Below are 12804 nucleotides of genomic sequence, written 5' to 3'. Positions count from 1 at the left end.
TTGGAGCGCTACTGTTCAACCACGTCTTCAACTTCCCCGGCGCGGACCCGGCTGTGCCTCTCTATGGCTTTGTCTTCCTGGTGGCACTGGGCATTGACTACAACATCTTCCTGATCACCCGCGTCCGTGAGGAAGCCACCAAACATGGCACCCGTAGCGGTATCCTGCGTGGTCTGACTGTCACCGGTGGTGTGATCACGTCCGCCGGCATGGTGCTGGCGGCCACCTTCGCAGCCCTCTATGTGATTCCGATTCTCTTCCTCGCACAGATCGCTTTCATCGTGGCCTTCGGTGTCCTGATTGACACCTTTCTAGTTCGTGCCTTCCTGGTACCAGCCTTGTTCTATGACATCGGACCCAAGGTCTGGTGGCCATCAAAACTGTCCACTCAGAAGCATGAGGACAATGTCAGCTCCGAGGGCGGTTCCACTGAAGGTCCAACCGATGAGGAGCTTGTTCAAGCATGAATGACAACCAGCTGAAAGGCCGGTCAGCTGCCTTCTTGGATAGCGCCCTCGGGCTCTACAACAGGGTGTCTCAGCATGCCTCCCACCAGGTGATCAAGCGGTATTCCACCAGTTTCAGCATGGCCACATGGATGCTGGCCCCACAGATCCGCAGGGATATCCATAATCTCTATGCAGTGGTGCGCATCGCCGATGAGATTGTCGATGGCACGGCACTGGCAGCCGGCTACGTAGAAGATCAGCTGGAAGAACTCCTTGATGCCTATGAGAAGGCAGTGCTTGCAGCACCATCACAGCACTTCCACACTGACCTGGTGTTGCATGCCTATGGCGAGACCGCCCGGCGTTGTAATTTCCAGGATGAGCATGTGGTGGCTTTTTTTGAATCTATGCGCCGTGACCTCAGCGCCCAGGAACATGATCCCGGTAGTTTCCAGGACTATGTCTATGGTTCTGCCGAGGTCATCGGCCTGTTATGTCTCAGTGTGTTCAACCAGGGCCGTCCTTTGAGCAAGAAGCGTCAGAACCTGATGCAGGAGGGTGCACGTTCCTTGGGAGCTGCCTTCCAGAAGATCAATTTCCTCCGTGATCTGGCAGAGGACCAGAAGGAACTGGGCCGCACCTACTTCCCTGGTACCACTGCAGGTGTGTTCACAGAAGAAGAAAAGAGCCGGCTCATTGCTGATATCCGCACTGATCTGGCCACCGCGGAAGTGGCCTACCCGGCATTGCCCATCCAGGCTCGCGTGGGTGTCATCGCCGCGTCCCTGCTTTTTGAAACCCTCACCGACCGCATCGAGCAGACTCCGGCGGCAACACTGTTGGAGGAGCGCATCAGCATCCCCACCAGCACGAAACTCACCATTCTGGTGCGGTCCATCATCAAGGGGATCTCCTTGAGCAGCTACAGAAAGAGATCGGCATGAGCAGCACGTTGAGTGACACCTCCGGCACAGCTGTGGTCATTGGTGCTGGAGTGGCAGGCCTGGCCACCTCTGCCCTGCTGGCCCGTGATGGCTGGGATGTCACCGTGGTGGAGAAGAACGCTTCAGCAGGTGGCCGCGCAGGTTCCTTCACTGTGGATGAGCACCCGGGTTTCCGGTGGGATACCGGCCCTTCCTGGTACCTCATGCCGGAAGCTTTTGATCACTTCTTTGAACTTTTTGGCACGAAGACTGCAGACCACCTGGACCTTGTTGATCTGACCCCCGCTTATCGGGTGTTCTCCGGGGACAGTGCTCCGGTGGATGTTCCCACCGGCCGTGATGAGGCTGCAGCGCTTTTTGAATCCATCGAGCCCGGCGCGGGTGCCAAACTGCTGACCTATCTGGACAGTGCTGCTGACACCTATGACATCGCCATTGACCGGTTCTTGTACAACACCTTCTCTGAACTGGGTCCCCTGCTGCACCGGGATGTACTCACCCGTGCCGCACGCCTGGCCAGTCTGCTCACCCGCTCACTGGAGTCCTATGTGAACCACCAGTTCACCTCCCCGGTATTGCGTCAGGTGCTGTCCTACCCTGCGGTTTTCCTCTCATCACGCCCGGAGACCACCCCCTCCATGTATCACCTGATGAGCCATACGGATCTGGTGCAGGGTGTGAAGTATCCGATCGGTGGTTTCACCGCGGTGGTGGGTGCGCTGCATAAGCTTGCGCTCGATCACGGTGTGAAGTTCCACTTCTCCACAGAGGCCACCGCCATCAACACTGCCACCATCAATGGCAAGACCGTGACCACCGGGGTCAGTGTGCTCGGCGAGACCTCTGAGAAACTTCCCGCGGACATCGTGGTGGCCGCTGGCGATCTCCACCACACGGAGAACAACCTCCTGCCCAAGAAACTACGTACCTATCCGGAGCGTTATTGGTCCACCCGTAATCCAGGTATCGGCTCTGTGCTGGTGCTGCTGGGTGTGAAAGGGGAACTGCCACAGCTGGATCATCACAACCTCGTCTTCAGTGAGGACTGGACTGATGACTTCGCTGTTGTCTTCGATGGCCCCCAGTCCACCCGCCCCAGCAACGCCTCAGAATCCATCTATGTCTCCAAGCCTTCCACCTCGGAGGACGGTGTAGCACCAGCAGGTCATGAGAACCTGTTCATCCTGGTTCCCACCAAGGCCACCAGCAGCATCGGCCACGGTGATGCCTATATGCCGGAGGCTTCCCAGGCAGTCCAGGCCATGGCAGATCATGCGATCAACCAGCTGGCCATGCAGGCGAATATCCCGGATCTGCAGGAGAGGATCGTGGTCAAGCACACCCTGGGCCCTGCTGATTTTGAGCGCCGCTACCACTCCTGGTTGGGCAGTGCTTTAGGGCCTGCACATACCCTGGCGCAATCTGCATTCCTGCGGGGACGCAATAAGTCCCGCAAGGTGGACACCCTGTTCTATGCCGGTGCCACCACCGTGCCGGGCGTGGGTATCCCGATGTGTCTGATCTCTGCGGAGAATGTGCTCAAACGTCTCCACGGTGATACCACTCCGGGACCGATGCCGACACCACTTCCCACCACCACCACCAGGAATTAAGGGGAAGATACCGTGGCTGACTTCCTGATGTCTTTCATCTACCTGGGCTCACTGCTCACCTTCATCGCTTGCATGGTGCTGTGCGATCACCGCTGGAAGTTGGCGTTCTTCCGCAATGCACCCCGTGCCGGGCTGGCCATCGGTGTCACCTATATCGGGTTTATGCTCTGGGATGTGCTGGGGATTGTCACCGGCACCTTCTACCGCGGTGATTCCCCATATATGACCGGCATTGACGTGGCTCCCCACATGCCGGTTGAAGAACTCTTCTTCCTGTTCTTCCTGTGTTATCTCACACTCAACCTCACCTCTGCGGTGAGCCTGGTGCTCAAAGCACCACTGCCACCGCAGAGCAATACCGGGGAGACGAAATAATGACCTATGTCTACATGAGCATCCCCTTCCTGGTGATCGCACTCATCGCCTTCCTGATCAAGCGGAAAAATGGCACCCGGAAGATCACCACCGTCACCTTGCTCAGCACCCTGATCCTCTTTGTGCTGACCATCATCTTTGACAACATCATGGTCTGGGCTGATTTCTTCGGCTACGGCGACACCCAGCACCTGGGGATCTGGATCGGGTTGATCCCCGTGGAGGATCTCTTCTATCCCCTCTTCGCTGCCCTGCTCATCCCTGCAATCTGGTTGCCCGCTCAACAGCCCGCTCACGCTGAAAGGTCCTGAAAACATGATGGACACCATACGCGTGGTCTTTTCCTCCTCCCGCCCCATCAGCTGGGTCAACACCGCCTTCCCTTATGGTCTTGCTTATCTGCTCAGTGGTGGTGGCATGGACTGGTTGTTCTACGTGGGGATTTTCTTCTTCCTCATCCCCTACAACATCGCGATGTATGGCATCAACGATGTCTTTGACTATGAATCCGATATCCGTAATCCCCGCAAGGGTGGTGTGGAGGGCGCGGTGGTGGCCAAGAAATACCACCCCACCTTGTTGTGGGCCTCGGTGATCACCACGATTCCCTTCCTGGCGGTGCTCTATGCGGTCGGCACGTGGATGTCAGCGTTGTGGCTGACGGTGTCGGTCTTCGCGGTGATCGCCTATTCCGCGGCAGGTCTGCGTTTCAAGGAACGCCCCCTGTTGGATGCGATCACCTCTTCCATCCACTTCACCTCCCCGGCGTTGGTGGGTGCGACCATCATCGGTGGGGATATTTCTGGTGCCATATGGATTGCACTGGCGTCTTTCTTCCTCTGGGGCATGGCCAGCCAGATTCTCGGTGCGGTCCAAGATGTCCGCGCTGACCGGGAGGCCGGGTTGTCCTCCATCGCCACGGCCATGGGTTCCCGCGGAGCTGCCCGTCTGGCCACTGTCCTCTACCTTGCCGCTGCTGCGCTGGTGTTCGTATTGCCGACTCCCGCCTGGATTGTCGGCATCGCGGCCTTAACCTATGTGCTCAATTCAGCACGTTTCTGGAACATCACTGATGACACCTGCGAGCATGCCAACCGTGGGTGGAAGGTCTTTCTCTGGCTGAACTACCTGGTGGGGGCTGTGGTATCCATGACCCTGATCAGTGTGTACCTGGTATAAAAAAATGCTTATCGACGCCCACTGCTCCCTCCCCCCACCTGGCGCGGGTTGGGGAGGGAGCAGTGGATTGGTGATTATTGCCGAGGCTAGAGGGCTACTGCTGGTTCAGTGCTTGTGGATTCTTCCTTCACCTGCTTTCCCAGGTAGGGACGGATGCCGATGAGCGCGACTGCTGCGAAGACCACGATCACGGCAACCGCTGTGTAGAGGTAGGGAGGGGTCCAGCCGGCGTCGAGAAGCGCACCGACGGTGATGGGTGCGAAGATAGCACCAAAACGTCCGATGCCGATGCCCCAACCCACGCCTGTGGTGCGCAGTGTTGACGGGTAGGCCGTCGGGGTGACGGTGTACAGACCGGCAACACAGCCGTTGATGAGCATGCCCACCAGGACGCCACTTCCGAATGCCAGCAGGGGAATGGATGTGGTGGTGATGAAGACAACCAGGGTGACTGCGGAGAGCACGGTGAACACCATGAGGGTGTGACGGGAGTTGAAGCGGGTGGTGATGAGACCGTAGAGCAGGGATCCGAATGTGCCACCCAGCGTCAACGCCAGGCCACCGATGATGCCCTGATTCTCCGTCATACCGGATTCCACCAGCAGTTTCGGGGTCCAGGAGTTGGCGAAGTAGAAGCCGAACATGATGAAGAAGAATGCGGCCCACAGCTTCAGCGTGTTGGAACGGAACGATCCGGACAGCAGGTCAGAGAGCTTCACCTGGACACTGTCTTCAGCGCTTGGCGCACCCAGACCGATGGTGTTGGTCTTGCCGATACGGCGTGCGATCTGCAGGGCCTTCTCCTCAGCCCCCGCAGGTCGCTTGACCCGCAGATAGTCCACTGATTCCGGGATGCTGAACCAGACCAGGACCACGGACAGCAGGGTGGCCACAGCACCGGCCACGAATACCGAACGCCAGCCGAAGGTGGGGATCAACTGTGCGGCGAGCAGACCTCCCAGGGTTGCGCCCACGCCATATCCTGCGGTGTAGATACTCACAGCCATGCCACGGTGCTTGTTATTTGAGTATTCACTGGTGATGACTGTCACCGTGGCGAGGATGCCGCCGATGCCGATACCGGTCACCACACGCCAGATGGCCAGTTCCACGGAGGAACCAGCGGTGGCTGACAAGACCAGGCCCACCAGATTGATGAGGAGGGCGACGATGAGAATCTTCCGACGTCCCATGCGGTCGGCGAAAGGTCCGAGGATGAGTGAGCCCATAGCCATGCCCACCAGTCCCGCACTGAGCAGCAGGCCGAGCTGACTTCCGTTCAGAGCGAATTCTCCGGAGACCGCATTAGCGGTGAAGGCCATGGCCAGTACGTCATAGCCGTCGAGTGCATTAAGGAATGTGGCCAGCCCCACGATATACCACTGGAATCCACTCATCCGAGTGGTATCGATGGCTTTTCTAATGTCCATGGTGTTGCCTTTCAGGGCACTTCAATTGTCAGGTGGATGTCCCGGCCCTTTCGGGCTGAGATGAGAGCGTGTTCAGGGGTGAACAACTCAACGGGTGAGAGATCGTGTGACGGAGAGGCTGTGGGTGATGCCAACCGCGATACGCAGGCACAGAGTTTGTCCGAGGCTTTTTTCTGCTGATCAGAGAAGAACACATCGCGGTGGTCGATCTGTCCCTGTGTCTCCAGAACTTTAACCTGGCAGAGCCCGCACTCACCACGTCGGCAATCAGACATCATTGACACACCGACCTTCTCCAGTGCCTCCAGGAGGGATTCATTCTCCCCGATCTCGGTGGAGACACCGAGGCCGGGGACGGTGACACGGAAACGTTCCGGAATGAACCAGCCACTGTTGCCGAAGGTTTCAAAACGCAGGTTGGTCGGATCCAGTTCCTTTTCCCTCCAGGCACGGCGGATGGCATCCATCAGACGGATGGGACCACACATATACAGCTCTGTGCCTGGGGCGATACCGGATATGAGCCCGGGGATGTCCAGGTGGACCGACTCAGAATCGAAGTAGAGTTTCAGGCGATCACCGTGGTCGGCGATCATCTCTTCACGGTAGGCCATGGCTTCGGGGGAACGCGCAGCATAGTGGACTTCATAGTCCATGCCGAGCCGGTTCAGGAGTGCTGCCATACCGCGGATGGCGGTGATGCCGATGCCGCCGGCCACAAGAATATATTTCGGGGCACCCACCCGGAAGGGGAAGTCCTGTTGTGGACCGGTGACCCGGATTGTCTGCCCCGGGGTGAGGTTGTGCATGTAGGTGGAGCCGCCACGGGAGTTCGGGGTGTGGAACACCGTCAGTGACATCTCATTTCCCTCAGGGGTGGCGTCCACGATGGAATAGGAGCGGAGTGACTGTATGCCGTTGATGTCCACCATCACCTTCAGGTGTTCCCCGGCGCTGACGCGGTGGGCCACCTCCGGGCGAAGTGTGATCCGGCGGATACGGTCGGCGACCCCGGTGACGGCGATGACTTCTGCGTCCTGCCATCGCAGGTTCGATGCGCTGGTCATGGTCTTACCCTTCCTTTCTCACAGGTGCTGAAGTTGTGGGAATCTCCAGGCGGTTCTCCGCTTTCAGTGCCTCATTCAGGATGCGGCGCACCCACATACCACCGGCATCGATGTTGAGGTTGTAGAACTCATAGTCAGGGTTTGCGTCAATTGCCGCCTGCTGAGCTGTGAGCATCTCCTCATCCTCACCGAATACACCGTGGACACCATCACGGAGCTGGGTGGTGATCAGCTGGCTGTCCAGACGGTAGTTGCGCTGGAAGGACCAGAAGTAGTGGGAAGAACGGTCGGTCTCCGGGGTGATGCTGTTCATGACATATCCGTTAACACCTTGGCTGCGATCCCCCTCGGGAGCACCGGTGCCTGCCTTGGCCACGCCCACATCGATGCAGATGGTGGATGGGTAGTAGTAGTGGATGATCTGCCAGCGGTCCACCTTGCCCTCGAAGCCTGGGAACTTGTCATTCATGTTCTTCTGCCAGAACGGTGGTGGATCGATGTCACGCATCCAGCGGGTCACGGTCACGGATTCCTCGGTGTGGGTGACCTCGAACTCCGCATCGCTGAGCTCATCCTGTCCGATTGATGAGGCGTGGACGAATTCCTCATGGGTGAGGTCCATGAGGTTATCCAGCACCAGCTGGTAATTGCACTCCGCTGCGATGGTCCTGCCATCACCGGTCCACTCCGGATGGCTCATCTGGTGCATGTCCGGAACCGTGGTGGGATCAGCCAGGGTGGGATCGCCCAGCCAGACCCAGATATAACGGTACTGCTCAACAATCGGGTAGGAGGCGACCGCGGCGGAGGGGTTGAGGGTCTCCTGCGCAGGCATGGACATGCAACGTCCCGCTGAGTTGTACACCAGTCCGTGGTACGGGCACTGTATGCCATCGTTGCCGGTCAGCTTGCCCTTAGACAGTGGTGCCAGGCGGTGCCAGCAGGCGTCTGCCAGTGCGACAGCGCGACCATCCTGGGTGCGGTAGAGAGCCAGCGGCTTGTTGGCGATGGTGCGGGAGATGATCCCCTTGGAGGTCACTTCGTGGTCCCAGGCAGCCACGTACCAGGCGTTGAGGGGGTGGGGCATGATCTTAGCGGTGGTGGTTGAGGTTATTGCTGCAGTCGTCATTGTTGTCTCCATTCATCAATTGTCAATCAGGTTTCCCCAACTGACTACCTACCCAACTATCTAAACTCATAGATAGTCAATGCAATGGATCACAATCTAAATCAGCTGTGACCCCCAGGCAAGGACTGAAGCGTGAAAACCTCACCCACCACCCCCACACGACACCATTCCATGTGGTCAGGTTCACATCAGCCACACCCGGAATATGGGCATCGGCCACACCGCAGGGTACAAATGAAGCGTGAGCCTCAGGAACGCACTACTTGCACTACTTTCATCCAGCCCCATGACCGGCTACGACGTGGCCAAGCGATTCGCCTCATCCGTGGGCTTCCTCTGGCATGCCCCCAACTCCCAGATATACCCCGAACTGAGGAAGCTGGAACGCGAGGGACTCCTCGAATCACGCGAGATTCCGTGGGGTGCCAACGGTGTCACCAAAACGGAATACACCGTCAGTGCCGATGGCCTCGCCGCCCTCACGCAGTGGCAACAGGAGCCCATGCCCCACACCCCCGACCGTGATCCAGCACGCCTCAAGGCCGCATATTTCGAGATGGGATCTCCTGAGGCCGCCGAGCAGAACCTCCAGGAACACATCTCCCATTTTGAGAATCAGCGCTCACAGGCACTCGATGAGATCAACCGCATTGACACCGGGATCAGCCCAAACCTGACCCGACGACTTCAGAACCTCCCTGCCGAGAAACACGCTGCCACCATTGCCTTCAAGCGGTTCGCCTATGAGGGACGGGTGGCACAGGCCGAGACAGAGATCAACTGGGCCGAACAGGGCCTGACACTGATCAGGAAGATCTACGGCAATCACTGAGCGCATTCACCGGAAATTGCGTGGCCCCCGCCTCAGCCCCCACCACCACGTTCTGCACGATGCCGCGGATGATGAGTGCTTTGGCAGCAGGGGCCAGAATCCGCTGGTGCTTCCACAATCCAGGTGACACCATCACGCCCATCAGACCAGCTTCATCCTCGAGTCCGAAGAAGGTCAGCCCAGATGCTGTCTGTGGGCGTTGGCGGTGGGTGACCACACCGGCAACCTGCACTCTCACACCATCAAAACCCCTATGAAGCAGCTGATCAGCAGGCAGCCCATCCCTTGCATAAGACAGTGAGGGTGCTGTACCCAGCGGGGGAGCTCCGCACCGGATACAGTCCCGCCCCCAGCCTGCACCGCTGCTTCTGCGCAGCGGACAGCACCATGGAAGCCATCACGGTCAATCAGTGACAGCACAGAAAGACCAAGCTCAGTGGCGCGTTCCACCATTTCTTCCGGATCGGAGACACCCACCAGGAAGTTATAGCTGCTGGTGGCAGGCAGTTCAGCAAAAGGGATCTGCGATCGCCCCTTGGGCACTGCAGTTACTGCCATCTCCCCCCACCACTGACTCATGATGAACTGGGCCGCGGCGCTTCTTCAGTCACACCGGACAAGATACTTTCCAATGCTTGTGCGCACCTCTCACACCACTCCACAAACCCCCCAAATAGACCGAGCTGTACAGATGCCGGTCTAGAGTGCTAATCTCCTAAACACCAATAAAAATATCGCACCTCCACCTGAGACAAAGGGATGCCGAATTCATGAAGCTTCGTCGTATCACCACCACTGCCATCGCCGGCATCTTCGCCGCCACCACCCTGATTGCCTGCGGTTCTGATTCCGATGGCACCAGCGCCACCACTGAAGAAGGCAATGGGGTCACCATCCGCATCGGCACCACCGATGCCGCCAAGGAAGCCTGGGAAGTCTTCGAGGAGAAGGCCACCGAAGAGGGCATCACCCTGGACATCGTCTCTTTCTCTGATTACTCCACCCCGAATGATGCTCTGGCGCAGGATCAGCTGGACGTCAACCTCTTCCAGCACCTGAAGTTCCTGGCTGCCTACAATGCCGGTTCCGGCGAGGACCTCACCCCTGTCGGTTCCTCCGAGATCGTTCCCCTGGCCTTGTTCTGGAAGGACCACGATTCCATCGACGGCATCGACGGTGAGCAGGTTGTCATCCCCAACGATGAGTCCAACCAGGGCCGTGCCATCAACGTTCTGGTCCAGGCTGACCTTGTCACCCTGAAGACCCCGGGCATGATCACCCCGACCCCAGCAGACATCGACGAGGAAGCATCCAAGGTTTCCGTCCTTCCTGTTGATGCTGCGCAGTCCCCAACCGCGTACCACGAGGGCACCCCAGCAATCATCAACAACTCCTTCCTGGACCGTGCCAGCATCGATCCAAACCTGGCTGTCTTCGAAGATGATCCAAACTCCGAAGAAGCTGAGCCATACATCAACATCTTCGCCACCAAGGCCGAGGACAAGGACGATGAGAATATCGCCCGCCTGGTTGAACTCTGGCATGACGCTGATGTCCAGGCTGCTGTTGACCGCGACTCCAAGGGCACCTCTGTTGCTGTTGATCGCCCAGCCGATGAGTTGCAGGCCATCCTTGATCGCCTTGAAGCTGCTGATGAGTAAAACCGGTCTTTAAGATCGACCACTTCTGCACCACCTTCCCGGGCCAGATCACATGGACAATTGTGAAAAGCCCAGGACAGTCAGTTGTACTGCCCCGCTGAGAGCCAGTCGACATTTCACCACGTCGCTTAATGCCCCAGCGGGGCATTACACTGTCTACCTGTTCATTTTTCTTTAATCCCCCACCTTCGAAACGAGGACACCGCTGTGTCTAACAACGCGTCCACCCCGACGCCTGAAGGAAGCAACCCGCAGCGTATCTCCCACCCCGGTACGCGTGTTGAGTTCCGTGGAGTAACCAAGGTATTCACCAACAATAAGAATGCCCAGACGGTTGCCCTTGATGATGTCTCCCTCACTGTTGAACCAGGCGAGGTCATTGGCATCATCGGTTATTCAGGTGCTGGAAAGTCCACCCTTGTCCGCATGATCAATGGCCTGGACACGCCCACCTCCGGCGCACTGCTGCTGGATGGCACCGACATCGTCGGCATGCCGGAAGCCCGCATCCGTAAACTGCGCAGCCGGATCGGCATGATCTTCCAACAGTTCAACCTCTTCCAATCCCGCACCGCAGAGGGCAATATCGAATATCCCCTCCAGCTGGCGAAGATGGACAAGGCACAGCGTAAAGCCCGTGTGAAGGAAATGCTTGAGTTCGTCGGTCTGGCTGACAAGGGCAAGAACTACCCCGAGCAGCTCTCGGGTGGCCAGAAGCAGCGCGTGGGCATTGCTCGTGCGCTTGCCACCAACCCCTCCCTGCTGCTTGCCGACGAAGCCACCTCCGCACTTGATCCGGAAACCACTCAGGAAGTTCTCTCCCTGCTGCGCAAGGTGAACAAGGAACTGGGCATCACCATCGTGGTGATCACCCACGAGATGGAGGTTGTGCGTTCCATCGCCGACAAGGTTGCCGTGATGGAAGCCGGCAAGGTGGTTGAATATGGCAGCGTCTACGAGGTCTTCTCCAACCCCAAGACCACGGTGGCCCAGCGGTTTGTCGCAACGGCCCTGCGCAACACCCCGGACATGGTGGAGGAAGAAGACCTCCTCCACCATGATGGTCGCCTCTTCACCATCGCCCTCACCGAGGACTCCGGATTCTTCGCAGCCTCCGCCAAGGCAGCCGCAGATGGTGTGTCCATCAACGTGGTCCACGGCGGTGTGACCACCCTGCAGCAACAGTCCTTCGGAAAGATCACTGTCCGCATGAACGGCAACCAGCCTGCCATCGAAGAGTTTTACCGGTCCCTCACCCGGACCACAAGCATCAAGGAGATCACTCGATGAACCAGACGATGATCATGGCAGCCGATTGGAACCGTCTGGGAGACACCTTCCGGGATGCCATCCTGGACACCCTCATCATGGTGTCCATCACCATGATGGTCTCCGGCATCCTGGGCCTTATTGTCGGCCTGCTGCTCTACACCACCCGTGACGGTGGGATCCTCAAGAACAAGTTCGTCTACACAATCCTCAACGTGTTGGTGAACTTTGTCCGCCCCATCCCCTTCATCATCCTGATCGTGGCGATGAAACCACTGACTGTCGGGGTGATGGGCACATCCATTGGACGTGACGCCGGCATCTTCGTGATGGTGGTGGCCGCGATGTTCTCCGTTGCCCGAATCGTGGAGCAAAACCTGGTCTCCATTGATCCAGGTGTCATTGAAGCAGCCCGTGCCATGGGTGCCGGTCCGCTCACAATCATCCGCACGGTGATCATCCCCGAGGCACTGGGACCACTGGTGCTGGGCTACACCTTCCTCTTCATCGCCATCGTGGACATGTCCGCCATGGTCGGCTACATCGGTGGTGGTGGTCTCGGTGACTTCGCCATCGTCTACGGCTACCGCGCCTTTGACAATGAGGTCATGTACGTGGCTGTCCTGGTCATCGTCATCATCGTCCAGGCTGCCCAGCTGCTGGGTAACTGGCTGTCCAAGAAGATCATGCGACGCTGATTTTCTGCTCAATTTTATTTAATGAGGCCAGTTCATATCGAACTGGCCTCATTTTGTAGCGCAATCGCAGCAATTGGACCCCAAAGTACGGAAAGAGATGAGTCGCTGAACCTATTTTGATTTAATTACCCTGCAATTTACATACTTTCGAAATACTC

Annotated in this window: 14 protein-coding genes and 1 pseudogene; 10 read left to right on the top strand and 5 right to left on the bottom strand. The window is 58.0% G+C overall.

From position 1 onward, the window contains the following. The 6 genes from Q0M74_RS09630 to Q0M74_RS09605 form a co-directional block, all read left to right on the top strand. Positions 1-467, top strand: a 467-nt coding sequence (locus Q0M74_RS09630; protein ID WP_293953833.1) for an MMPL family transporter, incomplete at its 5' end; no start/stop codon positions are given. Beyond that, on the top strand, positions 464-1393 hold the full coding sequence (locus tag Q0M74_RS09625) for a phytoene/squalene synthase family protein (protein ID WP_293953830.1): 930 nt from the start codon (positions 464-466) through the stop codon (positions 1391-1393). The genes Q0M74_RS09630 and Q0M74_RS09625, both read left to right, overlap by 4 nt. Continuing rightward, positions 1390-3006: a phytoene desaturase gene (locus Q0M74_RS09620; RefSeq protein WP_293953803.1), complete on the top strand. Its 1617-nt coding sequence runs from the start codon at positions 1390-1392 to the stop codon at positions 3004-3006. The genes Q0M74_RS09625 and Q0M74_RS09620 overlap by 4 nt, the downstream gene beginning before the upstream one ends. A gap of 27 nt (positions 3007-3033) precedes the next feature. Beyond that, positions 3034-3381 (top strand): lycopene cyclase domain-containing protein, encoded by a 348-nt coding sequence (locus Q0M74_RS09615; protein WP_293953836.1) that lies wholly within the window; start codon positions 3034-3036, stop codon positions 3379-3381. Then, complete coding sequence (locus tag Q0M74_RS09610; RefSeq protein ID WP_293953801.1) at positions 3381-3692, top strand: lycopene cyclase domain-containing protein; 312 nt, start codon at positions 3381-3383, stop codon at positions 3690-3692. Before Q0M74_RS09615 ends, Q0M74_RS09610 begins: the two co-directional genes overlap by 1 nt. Positions 3693-3696: 4 nt before the next feature. Then, positions 3697-4560: a prenyltransferase gene (locus Q0M74_RS09605; protein ID WP_293953799.1), complete on the top strand. Its 864-nt coding sequence runs from the start codon at positions 3697-3699 to the stop codon at positions 4558-4560. Between the two features lie 86 nt (positions 4561-4646). Here Q0M74_RS09605 and Q0M74_RS09600 read toward each other — a convergent pair whose 3' ends face one another. Genes Q0M74_RS09600 through Q0M74_RS09590 form a run of 3 tightly spaced genes read right to left on the bottom strand, consistent with a single transcriptional unit; the run spans position 4647 to position 8186 of the window. After that, positions 4647-5990, bottom strand: coding sequence for an MFS transporter (locus Q0M74_RS09600; RefSeq protein WP_293953797.1), 1344 nt, complete (start codon positions 5988-5990; stop codon positions 4647-4649). An 11-nt stretch (positions 5991-6001) separates the two neighbouring features. Further along, positions 6002-7057 carry a PDR/VanB family oxidoreductase gene (locus Q0M74_RS09595; protein WP_293953795.1) on the bottom strand — a complete coding sequence of 352 codons (1056 nt, stop codon included), beginning with the start codon at positions 7055-7057 and terminating at the stop codon, positions 6002-6004. A 4-nt stretch (positions 7058-7061) separates the two neighbouring features. Beyond that, complete coding sequence (locus tag Q0M74_RS09590; protein ID WP_293953793.1) at positions 7062-8186, bottom strand: aromatic ring-hydroxylating dioxygenase subunit alpha; 1125 nt, start codon at positions 8184-8186, stop codon at positions 7062-7064. 241 nt (positions 8187-8427) lie between these two features. On the opposite strand from Q0M74_RS09590, the gene Q0M74_RS09585 reads away from it, so the two are divergent. Further along, on the top strand, positions 8428-9018 hold the full coding sequence (locus tag Q0M74_RS09585; protein ID WP_293953791.1) for a PadR family transcriptional regulator: 591 nt from the start codon (positions 8428-8430) through the stop codon (positions 9016-9018). A gap of 49 nt (positions 9019-9067) precedes the next feature. Here Q0M74_RS09585 and Q0M74_RS09580 read toward each other — a convergent pair. Further along, positions 9068-9292 (bottom strand): annotated as a pseudogene (locus tag Q0M74_RS09580) (hypothetical protein); the annotation flags it as partial. After that, on the bottom strand, positions 9253-9576 hold the full coding sequence (locus Q0M74_RS09575) for a hypothetical protein (RefSeq protein ID WP_293953789.1): 324 nt from the start codon (positions 9574-9576) through the stop codon (positions 9253-9255). The pseudogene Q0M74_RS09580 and the gene Q0M74_RS09575, both read right to left, overlap by 40 nt. Before the next feature lie 212 nt (positions 9577-9788). Between Q0M74_RS09575 and Q0M74_RS09570 the strand changes: the two genes are divergently transcribed. The 3 genes from Q0M74_RS09570 (at position 9789) to Q0M74_RS09560 (ending at position 12646) form a co-directional block, all read left to right on the top strand. Then, positions 9789-10679, top strand: a complete 891-nt coding sequence (locus Q0M74_RS09570) for a MetQ/NlpA family ABC transporter substrate-binding protein (protein ID WP_293953787.1) — start codon at positions 9789-9791, stop codon at positions 10677-10679. Between the two features lie 207 nt (positions 10680-10886). Then, positions 10887-11969 carry a methionine ABC transporter ATP-binding protein gene (locus Q0M74_RS09565; protein ID WP_293953785.1) on the top strand — a complete coding sequence of 361 codons (1083 nt, stop codon included), beginning with the start codon at positions 10887-10889 and terminating at the stop codon, positions 11967-11969. Beyond that, on the top strand, positions 11966-12646 hold the full coding sequence (locus tag Q0M74_RS09560; protein ID WP_293953783.1) for a methionine ABC transporter permease: 681 nt from the start codon (positions 11966-11968) through the stop codon (positions 12644-12646). Before Q0M74_RS09565 ends, Q0M74_RS09560 begins: the two co-directional genes overlap by 4 nt. Positions 12647-12804 lie beyond the last annotated feature (158 nt).

Origin of the sequence: uncultured Corynebacterium sp., assembly GCF_945649885.1 — a bacterium.
Lineage (GTDB): Bacteria > Actinomycetota > Actinomycetes > Mycobacteriales > Mycobacteriaceae > Corynebacterium.
Note: the sequence above shows the minus strand (reverse complement) of the source record. Positions and strands in the feature narration are given on the sequence as shown.

Excerpts from the sequence above, each read along its gene's own strand:
- Q0M74_RS09625 (WP_293953830.1), top strand. The coding sequence starts at position 464 with ATGAATGACAACCAGCTGAAAGGCCGGTCAGCTGCCTTCTTGGATAGC.
- Q0M74_RS09620 (WP_293953803.1), top strand. The coding sequence starts at position 1,390 with ATGAGCAGCACGTTGAGTGACACCTCCGGCACAGCTGTGGTCATTGGT.
- Q0M74_RS09615 (WP_293953836.1), top strand. The coding sequence starts at position 3,034 with ATGTCTTTCATCTACCTGGGCTCACTGCTCACCTTCATCGCTTGCATG.
- Q0M74_RS09610 (WP_293953801.1), top strand. The coding sequence starts at position 3,381 with ATGACCTATGTCTACATGAGCATCCCCTTCCTGGTGATCGCACTCATC.
- Q0M74_RS09605 (WP_293953799.1), top strand. The coding sequence starts at position 3,697 with ATGATGGACACCATACGCGTGGTCTTTTCCTCCTCCCGCCCCATCAGC.
- Q0M74_RS09600 (WP_293953797.1), bottom strand. The coding sequence starts at position 5,990 with ATGGACATTAGAAAAGCCATCGATACCACTCGGATGAGTGGATTCCAG.
- Q0M74_RS09595 (WP_293953795.1), bottom strand. The coding sequence starts at position 7,057 with ATGACCAGCGCATCGAACCTGCGATGGCAGGACGCAGAAGTCATCGCC.
- Q0M74_RS09590 (WP_293953793.1), bottom strand. The coding sequence starts at position 8,186 with ATGACGACTGCAGCAATAACCTCAACCACCACCGCTAAGATCATGCCC.
- Q0M74_RS09575 (WP_293953789.1), bottom strand. The coding sequence starts at position 9,576 with ATGGCAGTAACTGCAGTGCCCAAGGGGCGATCGCAGATCCCTTTTGCT.
- Q0M74_RS09570 (WP_293953787.1), top strand. The coding sequence starts at position 9,789 with ATGAAGCTTCGTCGTATCACCACCACTGCCATCGCCGGCATCTTCGCC.
- Q0M74_RS09560 (WP_293953783.1), top strand. The coding sequence starts at position 11,966 with ATGAACCAGACGATGATCATGGCAGCCGATTGGAACCGTCTGGGAGAC.